Consider the following 16,085-nt stretch of genomic DNA (forward strand, 5'->3'; position numbering starts at 1 on the left):
AGATGGGAATTCTGTCCGGGCTATTGGGGAATGCAGGCGTCGTACCGGCGGACAAGCTCGCGGCGGACTATGGCCGCCTCCTGGTTGAGGGCGAGAGTTTTGAAGTGGGATTCGTGGTGTTGCGCGATACCTTCGTATTTACCAACAAGCGCCTGATCCTGGTGAATGTCCAGGGGCTCACCGGCAGCAAGATCGATTACCTCTCGATGCCCTACAGCAAGATCACAAAATTCAGCATCGAAACTGTCGGCACCTTCGATCTGGATGCCGAACTCAAGATCTGGGTGGGCAGCGATCCGATGCCGATTGCGAAGAAATTCAACAAGAAAGTCAGCATCTACGATTTGCAGCAGGTGCTGGCGATGCATGTGTTGGGGTGAGTTTTTGATGGGGAAGAGGCAAAAGGAAAGGCCTGGTCCCGTTATTCGAACGACAAAATTGGCTCATGCCTAGATGCTTAAATTCAAGACCTGACCCCGGTGTTCCCCCAGCAGCAAGGGGCTGGAGTTTTCGCTGGTGGTGATCCCGGGGGCGGGCTCGCTTGCCGGGCAGGAAGCGGATGAGGAAGAAGCGCGCTTGCTCTATGTCGTGATGACGCGGGCGACGGAGAGGTTGGTGTTGGTGGGGAGTGGAAATGTGTGAGCAGACGCACAAGGCAATGAAAAATGCTGCAATTCAAGACCAGACTCTGCTGCTCCCTTTGACTTAACCCTGCGCTCCGCAAACGGTCCATGCCGCACGAACGAGGAAGACAAGAGCGTTCGCACACCGTAACGCAAGACCGATAGATAAATGACCCGAGAAGAACGAAATGACCGAACTTGATAAATTGCGAGTCGAGCTTGCAGAACGGCTGCTACATGCGAAACGCGCATCCCTTTACGATCAGCTTTGCATCCCGGCAAGCAGCTCGGACGAGGCCGTCAATGTGGCCATAGCCGGGATTAAGGCTGCCGATACATGTATGAACGCGGAATTCATGTATGCGGTTGAGATCCTTGCATCACCACAGCGAAGAGAGGCATATGATCGAAAGTTGGTTATCGATTTGAGCAAATCTGCAAAAAATGGAAGTATGGATACCGATGTTCGTCCAGATCATCAAAACAATCGACTTCCCTCTAAGATTGGAAAATTATTTGCAGTTCTAATGGTTCCTGTTTTGCTATGTGTCGTCTACGCTGCGAACAAAAACTATGGTGGTAGCGCCAAGCAAGAATCTGCATCTCAGAACTTGGTTGGATCATACATTTATCATAAATCGAACACACTTAGAAAGTGCAGTCGAGTTGCTGCGGTTCCCACTCAAGAGCAAAAAAAAATCGCTCATGAGCGCATTGGAGCCATCGACCTCGCCACTATGGAGGAGCGTCTTAGCGAGGCAACAAAGCAAGGCGACCTGCAGATCGTTTCTGACATTCTCACCATTGGCGTCAGCGAAGACGTTCTGAATTCCGTATTTGATGATGTATCCGTTAGTCATAAGAATGTCTTTTACGGAAATGGAAATGACTCGCTTGCTTTACTTACGTTATTTGTAAGGCATGGTGCGGACCTGAACGACCCTACAAGGGTTCCTGCGCTCGTACATGCGGCGGTAAGCGCGAACATTGCAGCGGCTGAATACCTTATCAGTCAGTGCGCCGACGTTAATTTGCGAGTTACATATCCCGTGCCGAGCGATGGGAGTGACAACGCTTTCTACAAGGACGAGAAAAACCTCATGGGGTCCACGCCGCTCGATGCGTCAATCGCCGGCCAATCGTCGGACATGATGCGGTTGCTACTTGAACACGGCGCGAACCCGAATAAGCCGGGCATGCTGGGCCTAAGTCCTCTCACGCGGGCCTCCATAGAGTCTCTTGATAAGGTGAAATTGCTTTTGGAGTTCGGCGCGGACATCAAAGTAGCAACTAGTCGCTCCCGACCAGTAGGGGCTGCAATTGCTTGGGATAAGCCGGACATTGCCCGATACCTGATTGAGCATGGCGCGGATGTAAGTACAGTCCCAAATGCTCCGACTCTTCTGGCTCAAGCAAATGCCAAGGGATTCAGCGACGTAGCGACTCTGTTGCGTGGTAGGGGTCTAACGGAATAGTAAATGCAGGGGGCTTGAATTCAAGCATTTCAATGCTAATCAGTCTCATTGTTTCCTCTCCACCCTGAATAAACTGGAAAACTCATGGAAGAAATCAATCTGCTCGTAATGATCGAAGTGCAGCCGGGCAAGCGCGCGATTCAGATCGAGGCCTTCGAAGCGCTCCGCCCGCTGGTGCTCGCCGAGCCGGGCTGCATTCAATATGAGCTCTTCAGCGATGACGAGGATGAAAACAAATTCATTCTCGTCGAGAAGTGGGCGTCACAGGAAGCACTGGCGGCGCATGGCAAAACGGCGCACATGGTCGCGGCGGTGGCGCGAAATCCTTCCTTCCGCGCGAAGCCGGCGAGCGTCATCAGGATGAGCCCGGTGGGCCGCTGATCCTGCCGTATGCGCCGCGCACTCGGCTTCGGAAGCTCAGCTTGCCCGCGTTGATTCAGGGGGCGCGGAATGAAGCGTTCAAGCGCTGCGGCCAGCACCCTGGATTCACTCCGGAAACACCGGGGATCTCTGGAAATCCGTTCAGAGTTTGGCGTCTAGCGAGGGATTGCTCAACCACTCGGTAATCATCTCTACCGTGCTTTCGCTGAGCGAGTCGACGGATCGACAGGTCGTGAGGCCGCGCCCCGATCTGGTATGCGAACGGAAACTGCCGACGAGCATGTTGCCATCACGCAATTCGCCTGACATGTTCATCCACTTGGGGCCGGAGAGGCCGCCTCCGCCGAGCGCATGAACATTGTTCACGCGAAGGATCAGGCGCCGCCCGCTGTATTTTTCGATGTCGATACTGCGCGCTTCGAGCTTGGCACGCGGAGGGGTGTCGCCTTCATTGAAGGCTTTTACCAGGCGTGTGACCAGCGCCGTCTGGAAATGGCAGTCGTTGCGCACGGTGTCGTTGATGGCATCGGCGTCACCGATCAGTACCTCTGCGCCCACGATGATTGTTTCATCCGGATGGAGGCCGGTACATGCTTCGTCACAGGCCGGGAGCCGCGTTTGCGATATCCATTCGCCAGCGCTTTCGCCAAGGGATGTGCCGATCTGGGTCAGGGCGGTGCAGGCGGTCTGGCTGTCTTTGAAGGACTCCTCTTCATCGAAGTCCTGGGTGGCGAGGAGCTTGCTGCCTTGCGTGACGTTTGCCCGCATGCGTACGGTGTATTGGCTCTCTCGGGGTGAGCGCTCGAGCTTGAATCCGATCACTTGAATGGACAGCCGGGTGTCGCCGGCTGTTGGCGTTCCGCTCAAGGGGACGAGGGTTCCTTCGGAGTGGGCAATGGCGGCTTTTGCGATGCCGGGTTCCCAGGTACAGGCGGCGTTGTCAGGCTGTGCCGTGGGCAGATAGGTGATCGTGTCTTCGATCTGAACCGCGCTCCACGCAGAGCTGGCTGTGAGGACGCAGGTGATCGAAATCAGGAAATGACGGAGCAGGGACATGGTGAAGTTGATCGATAGAGAAAGCGAGTCAGCCAGAAGAGTCCGATGACAAACGCAAGAAACCACGCTCGGATGCGCATGGAGCCCTTTAACTGGGCTATGTGGTGCGCGGTGCGCTGTAAGGGTGTGCAATGCGCGCCTGGATTTCTACGAAATCGAGGTCAGTCATGGTGCGCGATGTGCCCCTGCATTTCTGGGCGTACGGAGGCAGGCCTTGCCTTTTGCCTCTCCGCTTCCTGAGCCCCGATGATCTGAGCTCGTTCATCGGGGCGTTCAGATGTCCCGGCCCTTGCGGATCAGGTGCGGGATCTCCTTCGGGCGTGATTTCTGCGCCTTGTCCTGGTATTTCGAGTGAGCTAGGTTTCAGGGAGATTCTTTCGGGGGCATGTCTCATGACATCCATGAATTTCTCTTTCAAGCCGGTTCTCCTGACGCTCTTTGCGGCAACGCTGACGCTCCCGGTGCATGCAGAGCCCAAGGAAAATATTTACGGCAAGGACCAGAGCTCTGCTTATGAGGCCGGGTGGCCGTTCAGGGTGAATCCTCCTAATCGCCTGGGGGCTTTTGATGGCAGGGCCTTGAAAGCGCTGTATGCCGACAAGCCCGTGTGGATACAGCCCAGCGCTGTGGCGACGCCACTGGATAAAGCGCCCGTGAAATTCGGCTTCATGCACAACCCTGCTGATCTGCTGAAAAAGCATCCGATCATGGGGATGGCCCTCGGCAAGAACGGGAAGCTGGTGTTTGAGCAGTACCAGTACGGCACCTCGGCTAGTTCAATGTTCGATAGTCAGTCAATCGCAAAGATCATTACGGGTTTCAGCCTGGGCGCGCTGATTCAGCAAGGCACGGCGATTGATCTGGACGCAAGGATGGGGGCGCTGGTGCCCCGCTTGCAGGGGAGTGCGATTGCCAGTGCGACGCTGCGACAAACCCTGAACATGCAGTGCGGGCACGATTTCAAATGGGTGGATGACGGAATCGATGGCAGTGCCGCCCGCTACGCCGCCGTGCGCTTTGCTGCCAAGGATAAAGGCGGACGAGACCTGTATGCCTACTACCAGGAGCTGCCTGCGAATCCCCCCGGGAAAACCTTTGCCTACGACCCGCATTGCAGCGACAGCCTCAGCATGCTGATCACGGAAAAGACCGGCATGCCCTTGCGGCGGTTCTTTGAGCAGGCAGTCTGGCAAAAGCTCGGGACTTCGAACCGCGCAGCCTGGCTGAGCCCCAGCCAGAATCCTGAATTGACCACCGGGTCCAGCGGGTTTTACGCCACGCTGCCGGACTATGCCTTGTTGGCAAACCTGATGGTGAATGGGGGCTCGGCAAATGGCGTCGTGATCGCCAGCCCGGACTGGGTGAAGCGCATGTATTCCGATACGGTCGCCGTACCGCGATCAGAAAATGAAAATTTTGCGCGCTACGGTTATCAGGCCTGGGTCCGGAGTGACAAGGCAGATACCTGGTTTGCGGGTTTGGGTAACCATGGGCAACGGTTTTACCTCGACCCCAGGAGCAACAGCTTCATGATCATTTTCGCGCTGGACTTTGATCACATCAAAGACTCGGACAAGTTCTGGGAGTGGTTCAGAAACACCCCCATCGACAAGCTCTGAGAAGCGGGAAAGGGGCGGGCCCAGTCTTCTGTCCCGGTCGATCAGGCAGGTGCCGGCGGCGATGAGCGCAGGCCTTGCCTTTTGCCTCTCCGCCTCCTGAGCCCCGATGATCGAAGTTCGTTCATCGGTGCATTCAGAGGTCCCGGCCCTTGCGGATCGAGTTTGAGGGGCGGTTTATCGCCTCACTTTGCGTGGGGCGGGGCGAAGATATTTTGGATGGCGATGAGAGCCGGCGGATGTTGCTGGCGGTGCGGGGCGATGAATTGGCGCGCTTTGATGCGCGGGTGGCCGCGGGCCCGGGCAAGGGCGCAGGCTGCGCCCTGTGCCGAGCCCGTGCTTACTTCACCGACATGATCCGGATGATCGTTTCAAGATCCTGAGAGTTCTTGATGTATTTGTTGTAGGTCTTGATGGCCAGGGATTCGATGCCGGTCATCGAGATCTGCGAGCGGGGAACCACGGTGACGCCGGCTTTCTTGGCGGTCGTGAGTGCGGCACTTTCCTGATCCGTCCAGAGTTTGGTCATGTGGCCGCTGGCATCCTGCGCGCTCTGCCGGATCGCGTCTTGCTGCGCAGTGCTCAGCGTGCTCCAGGTTTTTTTCGAGATCAGCAGCACTTCGGGCAGCAGCAGGTGCTCGTCCTGCATCAGCCAGGGGGTGATCTTGTGGTGCTCGGCCGCAACGAAATTCACGGTTCCGCCATCCACACAGTCGAGCTCGCCGGCGCGCAGTGCTTCCGGAATCTTGTTGAAGGACATGGGCACTGGCGTGCCGCCCAGATTGCGGATCAGGTCTTCGAACACCGGGGATGGCAGAACGCGGATCTTGCGACCGGCGAAATCGGCCTGCGAGCGGATCGGCTTCATGCAATAGAAGTTGCGTGGGGCGCTTTCGAAATACGCCAGGCGGATCAGGCCTTTCTGCTCCAGCTCCTGATCCAGACGCTGACCGAAGTCTCCCTTGAGCACTTTCCCCATGTGATCGCTGGAGCGGAACAGATAGGGCAGGCTGGCGAGTGTGGCGGCGGATGATTGCTCGCTGAGCGCGCCAAGATTGAGTCGGGCAAGGGCTTGGGTGCCGTTTTGCAGGGCCAGTATCGCGTCATGCTCGCTGCCTGCCGAGCCATTGGCCTTTACCGTGACCGTGAGATCGCCTCGGGTGGCTTGCGTGAGCCGCTGGCCGAAAAACTCCAGTGTGCGAACAACCGGATGATCGGACGTTTGCTGATCAGACACGACCAGATTGACGGCTGCGCTGCCCGCTGCGGACCACGCCAGACTGAAGCTAAGGAGGGTGATGGATGCAAATCGTCGCGTGGGGGTCATCCGTGTCTTTCTGTGAAGTTTTCAGGGCAAGAGGGATATGAAATGCCTTGTGTCTGGAAACTCTAGGAGACGGTACGGAAAGCCATGAAAACAAAGGTTAATTTCGCCGGGGGAAATTGTTTCCTGCCCGCAGCGTGAAAGCCTGTTCAGCTACTGAAAATCCGGCAGGATGAGGCGCTGGGCCCGCCCTGAGGAGAGGGGCAGAGCGCGCAAACAGTTTTACGCTTGCGCACGTGCATGAGGCGCCCCTGCTCAGGATGGAGTCTTCGATGCGGGAGCGATGCCCCGGGGGTAAACCCGCCGGAAATGTCCTCCGAGCATAATGCGGGGCCTTGTTCCGGATGGTGGTGTTTGCGCGCCGTCCCAAGCTACTTTTTTGATGCCCGAGGAGGGCGCATGCGTTTTTTGTCTGTGCTTGGTTTGAAGCCCAAATCTATCGTGGTGGATGGCACGCCTCCTGCGTCACTGGGGCGTTTCCTTCAAAAGCTGACGCTGGCGGAGTTTCAGGAAGCCGAAGCTTTGATGAAGGCGCTCTCCGAGGAGAATCTGGAACGGTTGATCGCCAGTTTTGCGGATCTGGAAGAGGCTGCTGATCTGGCTTCTGCCTGGCAGAGCGCAAGGCCTTCTTCTGCGCTGGCACATACTGTTCTGGGGGCTTGCCTGATTACGGCGGGCTGGAAGAGGCGCGGTTCGAGTTATGCCGAGGATGTGGATGAGGCGCAATGGGCCCCCTTCCTGGAGTATCTGGAGCGTGCGCAAAGTGTGTTGAATGCGGCCGTGGCGCTGGATCCCTCATCCTCTGCAGCTTTGGGCTGGCTGATTCTCGCGAAGATGGGCGGCACTGGCGAGCGCGAGGAGATTGAGCGTTTGTTTGCTGAGGCTACGGGCAGGGTTCCGATGCACTGGCCTTCGCATTGGCGGTATTTCATGGCGACCACTGAAAAGTGGGGAGGGAGTCATCGGGAGATGTTCGCTTTTGCAAACGCCGTTTCTGCCAAAGCGGGGAAGGGAAGCATTTTGCATAGCCTGCTTGCCGCCGCTTATTGCGAGTTTGCGCTGGCTGAGGGGCATGCCGCATTGAAGCAGATGCGCTCTCTGGAAAATGCAGAAAGGGTGCGGGTGGCGCTTTATAAGTGGTTGGCGGCTACGCCGGCCACGCTGGATGAAAAGCTTGAACAAGTCAGCGGCGGATTTTCGGCAATGGCCATCAACCATTTCGCGGCGGCTTGTTATCTGTGTGGCGCCTTCCCTGAGGCCAGAAGTTTGGTGAATGCCTTGCACGACGAAATTGAAACCGTGCCCTGGTGCTGGATCGCAAAGGGTGTGAAAGAGCAAGCAAACCCGGGTTTCGTGTTTGATCGGGTCAAGCGCGAGCTGGCGACGGCGGCAGGCTAGGAATCCCGAGGCTTGTCTTTTGCCCAGTGACAAGCTGCAGTACTCCCAGCTCTTTTCTCTGCTCGGAGCACGCAAGCCGCCCGAATGGTTGGGAATTTCCGGCCGGATGGAGGCCGTCCGTGGCTTGACAATGTTTCCCTAAAACAACAACAGCTCAGCAAAGCGCGAGCGGGGGCTGCCCGCGCGTCTTGCGAAGGCGAGCTCGTCGATAGAATGACAAGCGGATTCCCGGCCGACCGCCGGGGCTGGACTTTCCGCGTCGTTCAGGTCTTCTCGCATATATGTGAGCGTGCCTGCCATATGGAGGATGAAATGCCCCGCTTGATCCCTAGTACCGTTCAGTTAGGCGGATGGCATTTACAGTTCGTCGTCCCCGCGAATGCGGGGGCCCCGTGTCTTTCTACGTCTCTGGATTCCCGCCTTCGCGGGAATGACGAATATCCTTCCTTAAGTAAACCGCATTACCGCTTGAGCCCCATTGAGAATGCCTTTGGCATTCTATTTTGCTTCTTCCTGAGCATTTTGCTCGCCAGCTTGTTGGCCGGATGCGGTGGCGGAGGAGGGGGCGGTGGTGCAAGCGGGTCTTCAAGCGCGAGCGTCAGCACCACGCCTGCCACCACGCCTGTAGCAGCCGTCTGTGCGGCCAGCGGCCTCGTCGCGCCCCTGGCAGACGCCAGCGCGCCGGCCGCTGTGTGGAGCATCAGCTCCGGTTCGGCGCGCACTTATGCCGAAACGCCGGCCGCCAGTGAAGACCTCATTAACCCCATGCGCGGCTACCACCGCTGGATCAACCGTGAGCAGGTGCCGCAGGCTTCGCCCTCGCAGGTCGTCTACAACCGCTTCTTTTGGAAGTCGCTGGAAACCGCTGAAGGCGTCTACGACTTCTCTGCGCTGCTCGCCGAGGCCAGTGCCGCCAAGGCGCAGGGCAAGAAATACGCCTTCCGCCTGCGCATGATGAATGGCGATGCGGATGCCAGCGTCTACCTGCCGGACTACGTCTACAAGAATCCGGCCTGTGCGCACGAGTGCGGCTTCACTGCGGCCTACAAGGCCATGGATCCCGTCACCTACGCCCTCCTGCCGGCGGTGTATAGCTTCGTTCCGGACTGGAACGATGCCTGGCTGCAGACTCGTGCCAAGGCGCTGCTTACGGCCTTGCGTGATGCCCTCAAGACGGCGGGCATCGAGCTCGCGTGGATCGACGTGGGTCTCTACGGTCAGTACGGTGAGTGGTATGTGCGCCCCACCTACTACCTCGGCTCGCCGCAGGGCAACGTGCCGGCTGGCGTCACCGCCATCACGGCGGCCTCGAAGCAGGCCTTCGCACGCATGCACTTCGAAGTGTTCCCGGACGTGCAGCACGTCATGTTCGCCAAGCTTGACCAGCTCGACGCCCTCAGCTGGGGCCTGAGCCAGACCCTCACCAGCAAGCCCGTCGGCCTGCGCACCGACTGCCTCGGCAAGACCCTCACCCTAGGCGAATGGGAGAGCAACCCGGCCAGCTTCGCGCTGATCCAGGATCAGTGGAAGAAAGCCCCCTTCATCGCCGAGTTCTGCTCGCCCGATAGCGGCAAGAACGTGGTGGACCTTGCGCTCGCCAGCAGCCAGATCACCCGATACCACATCAGCACCCTCGGCAATGGCCAGATCGCGCCCAAGGCCAGCAGCGATATCGACGCCCGCTGGTCCTTCCTCACCTCAGATGAGCAGAGCGCCCTGATCGGCCTCGGCCGCCAGGCGGGCTACCGCTACTTCATCAGCGAAAGCGGCGTGAGCCTCAATGCCGACGGCAGCCTGCGCATCCGTGCTGCTCTGCGCAATGGCGGCAGCGCACCAAGCTACGAGAGCTGGAAGCTCAATCTTGAACTCGTGGATGCTGCCGGTGCCGTTGCCGCCAGCCAGCCGCTGAGCCTCAATCTGCAGGATAACCTTGGCAACTGCTCCAGCCAGCTCATCGACACCAACTGGAATCCCGCCGTCAGCAACTCCGGCAGCTACACCCTGCGCATCGCTGCCACGCATAGCTTCTGGCCGCGCCTGAAGTGGGTCCAGCAAGGCCGCAATACCGATGGCAGCCTCACCCTCGCCACTGTGCAGCTCAAATGAGCGCCAGCTTCAGGGCGCCACGCAGGCGGGCGCTGAATTGCTGCATTGCTTGAAGGGCGCAGGTTTCCCCCGTCCGTGACGGCGCGTGCGGACCCGGGCAGCGGCGTTTCATCACCCTAAGTCCGGACATATCGCCTTGCTGCCGGTCTCAGCAGCCTTGAGATTGGGCGCGGGAGAGGCGCAGGAAGCGTTTGTCGCGCTCGCTCCACACCCAGTAGCTCACGAAGCTGTTGTTGTAGTGCGGGGCCCAGCTCATTTCGATGGCGGGTTCGCCATTGAGCATGTCCACCTGCAGGCGCAGGGCGGAGCCGTCGAGCGGGCCCGTCTGCTGCAGGATCTGGCTCTTGCCCCGGAAATGCGCCCGCACCAGCACCGGCCCCTCCCACATGAACTGGCTGGATGAAGGCCCCGAGCCATTGGCGGCCAGGCGCGGCAGGTATTCGAAGCTGAAGCGGATCTTCTCGCCGTTGAGCATCAGCTGGCGATCGAATAGTTGCCGGGGCAGGCCTTCACTTTCGGCGCTGGCGATGGCCTGGTTCCAGGCTTCTTCGGAGATGTTGAGCGCTGCAAGGCCAAACTTGCCTTCAGGCAGGCGCCGCTGCTGGGAAGCATGGGTTTCCGTGCCTTCGTACTCTTCGATGCCTTGCGCGAAGTGCTGGATCGGATAGTCCGTATCCAGCCGGGCGTAGCCCAGTGAGTCGCCGAGCTTCAGCACGTATTCCACTTCGCCGGTGAGCCAGGTGCGTTTGAGCAGCAGATCGAGTTCGGAATCGCTGCGCAGGGCGCCGACCCACAGCAGCTCTTGCCGCTCGAAGGCCATGCCATGCGCCGGCGGCACGAGGATGCGCTGTTCACCTTTCGCATCGGTGGCCACGAGTTGCAGGGAGCCAGCCAGGAGGGCGCCATCCTTGCGGCGCTGCGAGGGGGTGGAGAGCGACCAGGGTTTGCCATTGGCCTGCACTGAGGCTGCCCAGCGATCGTGCAGCAGGGCCGGCGCGCTCAGGGCTGAGGGGTAGCTGGCGGGCTTGAGCGCAGGGAGTTTCTCGTTGCCGCCAGTGCTCATCAGGCGGAAGGCCAGCAAGGCTGGTGCGGACAGGGTGAGGGCGTGGCGAACCGGCGTGGTGGTCTGGGGCGTGGGGCCGGTCTTGCGCGCCACCAGTTGCCAGTCGGGCACGCGGGTTTTGTCTGTGCGGCTGAGCACCAGGTTCTGCCCCTCCAGCGATACGGCATACCACGCATCCTTGAGCTGCATCGGTGGCTGCGGCGGGTTTTCGGGGATGTCGACCACCAGCGCTTCGCCCGGTGTGCTCATGAGCAGCAGGGGGGCTTCGGGCCGGGCGGAGATGCTGCCCGAGAGCAGCAGGGCGGCGAGGCCAAGCAGTGCGCGCAAGACGGTTTTCATCGTTCAAGGTCTCCGAGGTGTGATGGCGGTGCCAGGTGCTGCCGGTGTTGCGGCCGTATCTTCGCATGATGCGCCCGGGCTCTCCGGGCCCGCCGCAGCATCCGGCGGCGTTAAAGCTGGCTGGATTCCCGCCTGTGCGGGAATGACGAGATTTCAGGTTGGCGCGCTGATTCTGCCTTTTGCCGGCCAGCCTTTTCAATCTCGATGCGCGGAGCCCAGGACGCACTGAGTTTCTTGCCCCGTGTGGAAATTCGGTATTCAGAATCATGGTTTACCCGCCGTTAAACCTGTGTCGCTAGCAACGCGCCAGGTTTCAGCAGGACGCTGCAAGCTTCGCTCAGATAACTTGACTGAAGAGATCCAGGAGTCACGCTGTGAAAAACATGAAGATTGGCATGCGTCTCATGCTTGCGTTCGGTGTGGTGCTGGCCTTGTTTGGAAGTGCTGCAATGCTTGCGGGCTTGAAGGGGGCTGAGATCCGCAATGGCGCCAATCTCGTTCAGCAGCAAGGCCTGGAGCGCTCGCGCATGGCGGCCAGCCTGCTCTACGAAATCATGCGTTTCCGCATCGTTTCGCGCGATTTTCTGCTCAAGTCAGATCCGGCTATCGGGCCGAAGATGCTCGAAGGGCTGGATGCGATCAAGACCAAGCTGAAGCCTTTTGCCGAGGGGCCGGAAGCAGATATCAAGGAGGCTGCGGTAGCCATTCAGGCGAGCCTGGATGTACTCCAGCCGTCTACGACGGAGATCGTCAGGCAGGCCTCTGCGGGTGATCGCGAGGGAGCGCTGGCCACGATGGGCAAGGGCGGCCCTGCTGCAGGTGCGATGCAGGCGGCCGCAGACAAGCTGATTTCAACCGTGGAGACGCATGCTGCGGACGTCACCGAATCGTTGGTGGCGAACGCGCGCTCCAGCCAGTTGCTGCTGCTGATCGCTTTTACACTGGCTGCGGTGGCGGCTGTTATTTGCGCACTGCTGGTGACCCGTTCGATAACGGCGCCTATCCAGGAGATGATCGGCCAGGCTGGCCGCTTGGCGGAGGGAGACCTCAGCGTGCGTAGCTACAGTGCGTCTAAAGATGAAATCGGCCAGTTGCAATCGGCTTTCGCACGCATGACTGCCGCGATGAGCGAGGCGCTGGGGAATATCCGTGGCAGTACGACGCAGGTTGATTCGGCCGCCCATCAGCTTGAGGACACGGCCAGAACTGTTCATAACAGTATCGAAACGCAGTCTGAATCCGCTTCCGCAATGGCTGCTGCGCTGGAAGAGATGTCGACCAGCATCGATCACATCACTGACATTTCACAGCAGGCTCGCCAAGCATCCACCCAGGCACGTACCAAGGCCAACGCCGGGAGCAACGATATCAACCGGATGGTGGCCCAGATCGATACGGTTGCGGATTCGATCAACCAGAGTTCGGATACGGCGCGTGCGCTCGGCCAGGAGTCGGAGCGCATCTCCTCGATCGTGCAGGTGATCAAGGAGCTGGCTGACCAGACCAATCTATTGGCACTCAACGCGGCCATTGAGGCGGCACGGGCCGGTGAGCAGGGGCGCGGGTTTGCGGTGGTGGCGGATGAGGTGCGGAAGCTGGCCGAGCGCACCACGAATTCCACGCAGGAGATCGGTGCGATGGTTGCGGCCATCCAGTCTGGGTCCAGCCAGATGAGTCAGAAGTTGTCCGAAACGGTTTCATCCGTTCAGCAAGGCTTGGAAATGGCGCGTAACGCGGGTGTAGTCATCCACGAAATCGAGCGCGAAGCGCAGTCTGTGCAGCAATCGATCGATGAGGTTTCCTCGGCGCTCCAGGAGCAGTCGGCTGCCAGTCGCGACATTGCCGGCCGGGTCGAGATCGTGGTTCGCATGGTCGATGAAAACACCGCGGCGGCCGCTTCGATGTCGCAGACTTCGAGTGACATGAAATCGCTGGCCAATGCGCTGCACGGCAGTGTGGATCGTTTCAAGCTGGCTTCACGCTGATGGGGTGATGTAGTTGAGCGCCTGAGCAGGGTGCGGCATGTGAGCTGGTTGCTAGCGTTGGGGCCGACATGCGCTGCCGCGGGTGTGTGATTTGGCACGGCGGACGAGAAAATTAACGAGCGCTTGAGCTGCTTTAAGTATTCGTCCGGAAATTGTGATTGTTCGAGCATTTAGAATGCTCTGACGATCTCACCCAGAGGTCTTTCTTGGGCGTTCCCAGGCGCTCTGGCTCAACTGAACAACACGTGCTCTCACTTGACTCTCCTACTCTCCTGATGACGCAGGCCATCGTGCAGTGGCTGCTGGCAGCCTTGCTGATGTGTGAGCGACACAGTCATGCCAGCGCGCGGTTCTGGTCCTTAGCGCTGATCATGCATGGCACAGGCAACCTGCTTCTGTTCCTGCGCCCGTTGATGCCGCATCTTGCTGCAATCCTTCTGTACAACGGCTGTGCCGCGTGTGCGTTTTCTGTTTCCCATCTGGCTTTCGGACGCCTGGTCGATCAGGCCGTTCCCCGCTGGGTGATGCTTGCTCCGGTATTGCTGATCTGTGTTTTGATGCTGATCTTTATTGATGACATTGCCATGCGTGTCGTCGTTACCAGTGTTGTTTACGGTAGCCAGGTCGTGCTGATCAGCTTGATGCTCAAGCGTGGTACCTGGCCACCCGGCTCATTGCTGCAAAGATGGTTGGTCATCAGTTCGGCGCTTTTTGCTCTGTGCTTTTTCGTGCGTGCTTTGCTGTGCTGGCTGGATCCTGCACCGTTCACACAGTTACTCGGTAAGAGCCCGATTCAGGCCATTTTGATTCTGGGCGGGCTTGCTTACGGCATCATGTGCACGCTGGTGATCCTGTTGGCCAAGCTTGAGTGGCTCAATCAGGATCTTTTGCGGAAAGCAATGCTGGATAGCCTAACTGGTGTGCTTAATCGTGGCGCATTCACTGACATGGGTACGCAGGCACTCAAGCACGGAAAATTCCCGATCAGCGTGCTCATGATTGATGTCGATCATTTCAAGCAGATCAATGATCGACATGGTCACGCTATCGGAGATCAGGCGTTGAGGCTGTGTGCCGAAGCTTTGCAGGCCACCTTGCGCACGGGTGACATTCTGGGGCGGATTGGCGGAGAAGAGTTTTGCCTGGTTCTGATCAATACGGATAAAGCGCAGGCACAGACAATTGCGGAGCGTTTGCGGGCGGCGGTCGAGGCAATTCCTTTTGTGGACAATATGGAGACCACCTTGACGATCAGCATAGGCTTGATCACGGCATCCAAGCCCGAAAAGCTCGAGTCTTTGATGCAGCATGCCGATGCGGCGCTCTATGTCGCCAAGGAGACAGGCCGTAATCGGGTTGTCTGTGCCCACGAGAATCCTGGGGGCGAGACTTTGAGCCCGGTGCTGGTTGCGATGCAACCTTGATGTATTGCGAGTACCGTTAGTTCCGGTTCAGGGGATGGCACGCTATGGACAGCATGCCGGGTGACACCGCTGTTTTGGGGTGAGCCGAAATCTGGCTGGGCGGGTGACTCTGGCGTGTACCTGAGGCTGGCGTTCAGTGTTCGGCTGCGCCCCAGAGTTGATGAAAGTTCACGCCGATCATGATTCTGTCCAGCGAAAGGGCCATGCCTACGGCGGCACTTGGGTCGGTTGCGGTATGGCGGATGACCGGCTTGAGTGACGGCATGCCGCTGGCGTTCATGAGGGTCGCAATGACGGGGGACTTTGCGTTCGGCCCGCGCTTGAGGACAACTCCGGTTTCGCCACTAACGAGCCTGACGATGGTGCCGGGCGGGTAGATGCCGATTTCTTTCACGAGCATTGCAGGGAAGGGGTTTTTCCCGCCATGTGCGAGTTTTGTGAATACAGATTTGGTGGCTTCGCTGGCGATCATCGGCTTGCGATGAGAGCGCGGACTGACCTTGGCGCAAAAGACGTCTGCCGTGTGGACCAGCATGGCCAGATCGCTCGGTGTGCGGACCTTGCGCGGGTAACCAAGGCCTTCCGGTGTTTCGTGGTGCTCAAGCACGGCGCGTAGCCACTCGTCATCTTCCACGCCGCAAACGATCAGCTGGCGAGCGCTTTCGGCAGGGTGATTGTTGATGGCGGTACGCTGCTGTGGTGAGAGTTTTTCCTGTTGGTTGCACAGGCGCAGTTGCAGTTCAAGCATGGCGATGTTCATCGTCAGTGCGGCACAGACGAGGCTGGTCCGCTCTGCGGCACTCCAGTTAGCGGAGCGGGCGACCATGTCGGCGATCAGGGCGGTATGCAGGCTGTGGGCGACCGGATAATTGCGTTGATCCAGCAGCATGATTGCAGCCAGGGCCAGATCCGGGCTGCGCTCTGAGATCAGCATCGCCTGGCGTGCGAGGCGGGTAATTTCGGGTTGCATGCTGCCGTCTTGAGGCATGGCTTCGGCAATGAAAGCCAGGTGGGCCTGGACGCTTTCCCAGAGTGACATTGCATCGTACCGGGCCGGGGTATTTTCGGCTTCATGCTTGCGGTACTCGGCAGCATTCACATACATGCCGCGTTCGATGAGGGTTGCGATCTGGTCGTCGCTCTGGATCACAAAGCCCTTGCGTAGGAGCAGATGGCCACTGCCGTCATAGACATCCCATGGCAGAGGCTGGTCCAGTTTCAGTTGATCGGGTTCCAGCCGGTGCATTTCGGCCATGACTACGCTCCCCCAAAGCATCACACATTGCCGGTCGGCG

The 16,085-nt window shown here is 58.9% G+C and carries 13 protein-coding genes; 9 read left to right on the forward strand and 4 right to left on the reverse strand.

Annotated elements, in window-relative coordinates; all coding sequences use genetic code 11:
• Window positions 1-2 precede the first annotated feature (2 nt).
• The 4 genes from HJ583_RS05330 (at window position 3) to HJ583_RS05345 (ending at window position 2,479) form a co-directional block, all read left to right on the forward strand.
• Window positions 3-380 (forward strand): PH domain-containing protein, encoded by a 378-nt coding sequence (locus HJ583_RS05330; RefSeq protein WP_170020936.1) that lies wholly within the window; start codon window positions 3-5, stop codon window positions 378-380.
• A gap of 121 nt (window positions 381-501) precedes the next feature.
• Window positions 502-642: an ATP-binding domain-containing protein gene (locus tag HJ583_RS05335; protein ID WP_170021332.1), complete on the forward strand. Its 141-nt coding sequence runs from the start codon at window positions 502-504 to the stop codon at window positions 640-642.
• A 169-nt stretch (window positions 643-811) separates the two neighbouring features.
• Window positions 812-2,098 carry an ankyrin repeat domain-containing protein gene (locus HJ583_RS05340; RefSeq protein ID WP_170020937.1) on the forward strand — a complete coding sequence of 429 codons (1,287 nt, stop codon included), beginning with the start codon at window positions 812-814 and terminating at the stop codon, window positions 2,096-2,098.
• An 84-nt stretch (window positions 2,099-2,182) separates the two neighbouring features.
• Window positions 2,183-2,479 carry a putative quinol monooxygenase gene (locus HJ583_RS05345; RefSeq protein WP_217423262.1) on the forward strand — a complete coding sequence of 99 codons (297 nt, stop codon included), beginning with the start codon at window positions 2,183-2,185 and terminating at the stop codon, window positions 2,477-2,479.
• A 141-nt stretch (window positions 2,480-2,620) separates the two neighbouring features.
• Here HJ583_RS05345 and HJ583_RS05350 read toward each other — a convergent pair whose 3' ends face one another.
• On the reverse strand, window positions 2,621-3,535 hold the full coding sequence (locus HJ583_RS05350) for a hypothetical protein (RefSeq protein WP_170020938.1): 915 nt from the start codon (window positions 3,533-3,535) through the stop codon (window positions 2,621-2,623).
• A gap of 392 nt (window positions 3,536-3,927) precedes the next feature.
• Here HJ583_RS05350 and HJ583_RS05355 point away from each other — a divergent pair, with 392 nt between their 5' ends.
• A complete protein-coding gene (locus HJ583_RS05355) occupies window positions 3,928-5,154 on the forward strand; it encodes a serine hydrolase domain-containing protein (RefSeq protein WP_170020939.1) in 1,227 nt (408 codons plus the stop codon).
• Window positions 5,155-5,491: 337 nt separating this feature from the next.
• On the opposite strand, the gene dctP is transcribed toward HJ583_RS05355, so the two are convergent.
• Window positions 5,492-6,478, reverse strand: coding sequence for a TRAP transporter substrate-binding protein DctP (gene dctP, locus HJ583_RS05360; protein WP_170020940.1), 987 nt, complete (start codon window positions 6,476-6,478; stop codon window positions 5,492-5,494).
• 351 nt (window positions 6,479-6,829) lie between these two features.
• Here dctP and HJ583_RS05365 point away from each other — a divergent pair, with 351 nt between their 5' ends.
• Window positions 6,830-7,873 carry a DUF4034 domain-containing protein gene (locus HJ583_RS05365; RefSeq protein WP_170020941.1) on the forward strand — a complete coding sequence of 348 codons (1,044 nt, stop codon included), beginning with the start codon at window positions 6,830-6,832 and terminating at the stop codon, window positions 7,871-7,873.
• A gap of 468 nt (window positions 7,874-8,341) precedes the next feature.
• Window positions 8,342-9,979: a DUF4832 domain-containing protein gene (locus HJ583_RS05370; RefSeq protein ID WP_170020942.1), complete on the forward strand. Its 1,638-nt coding sequence runs from the start codon at window positions 8,342-8,344 to the stop codon at window positions 9,977-9,979.
• A 148-nt stretch (window positions 9,980-10,127) separates the two neighbouring features.
• On the opposite strand, the gene HJ583_RS05375 is transcribed toward HJ583_RS05370, so the two are convergent.
• Window positions 10,128-11,381, reverse strand: a complete 1,254-nt coding sequence (locus HJ583_RS05375) for a hypothetical protein (protein WP_170020943.1) — start codon at window positions 11,379-11,381, stop codon at window positions 10,128-10,130.
• A 395-nt stretch (window positions 11,382-11,776) separates the two neighbouring features.
• Between HJ583_RS05375 and HJ583_RS05380 the strand changes: the two genes are divergently transcribed.
• Both HJ583_RS05380 and HJ583_RS19310 read left to right on the forward strand, forming a co-directional pair.
• Window positions 11,777-13,366, forward strand: coding sequence for a methyl-accepting chemotaxis protein (locus tag HJ583_RS05380; protein ID WP_170020944.1), 1,590 nt, complete (start codon window positions 11,777-11,779; stop codon window positions 13,364-13,366).
• Window positions 13,367-13,611: 245 nt separating this feature from the next.
• Window positions 13,612-14,790, forward strand: a complete 1,179-nt coding sequence (locus HJ583_RS19310) for a GGDEF domain-containing protein (protein WP_170020945.1) — start codon at window positions 13,612-13,614, stop codon at window positions 14,788-14,790.
• Window positions 14,791-14,923: 133 nt separating this feature from the next.
• Here the strand turns inward: HJ583_RS19310 and HJ583_RS05390 are convergent, their stop codons facing one another.
• A complete protein-coding gene (locus tag HJ583_RS05390) occupies window positions 14,924-16,045 on the reverse strand; it encodes an HD-GYP domain-containing protein (protein ID WP_170020946.1) in 1,122 nt (373 codons plus the stop codon).
• Window positions 16,046-16,085: the final 40 nt, after the last annotated feature.

Origin of the sequence: Uliginosibacterium aquaticum (genome assembly GCF_012972705.2) — a bacterium.
Classification (GTDB): domain Bacteria; phylum Pseudomonadota; class Gammaproteobacteria; order Burkholderiales; family Rhodocyclaceae; genus Uliginosibacterium; species Uliginosibacterium aquaticum.

Coding starts and splice junctions, on each gene's coding strand:
- HJ583_RS05375 (WP_170020943.1), bottom strand. CDS start 11,381: ATGAAAACCGTCTTGCGCGCACTGCTTGGCCTCGCCGCCCTGCTGCTC.
- HJ583_RS05330 (WP_170020936.1), top strand. CDS start 3: ATGGGAATTCTGTCCGGGCTATTGGGGAATGCAGGCGTCGTACCGGCG.
- dctP (WP_170020940.1), bottom strand. CDS start 6,478: ATGACCCCCACGCGACGATTTGCATCCATCACCCTCCTTAGCTTCAGT.
- HJ583_RS05380 (WP_170020944.1), top strand. CDS start 11,777: ATGCGTCTCATGCTTGCGTTCGGTGTGGTGCTGGCCTTGTTTGGAAGT.
- HJ583_RS05340 (WP_170020937.1), top strand. CDS start 812: ATGACCGAACTTGATAAATTGCGAGTCGAGCTTGCAGAACGGCTGCTA.
- HJ583_RS05390 (WP_170020946.1), bottom strand. CDS start 16,045: ATGGCCGAAATGCACCGGCTGGAACCCGATCAACTGAAACTGGACCAG.
- HJ583_RS05345 (WP_217423262.1), top strand. CDS start 2,183: ATGGAAGAAATCAATCTGCTCGTAATGATCGAAGTGCAGCCGGGCAAG.
- HJ583_RS05355 (WP_170020939.1), top strand. CDS start 3,928: ATGACATCCATGAATTTCTCTTTCAAGCCGGTTCTCCTGACGCTCTTT.
- HJ583_RS05350 (WP_170020938.1), bottom strand. CDS start 3,535: ATGTCCCTGCTCCGTCATTTCCTGATTTCGATCACCTGCGTCCTCACA.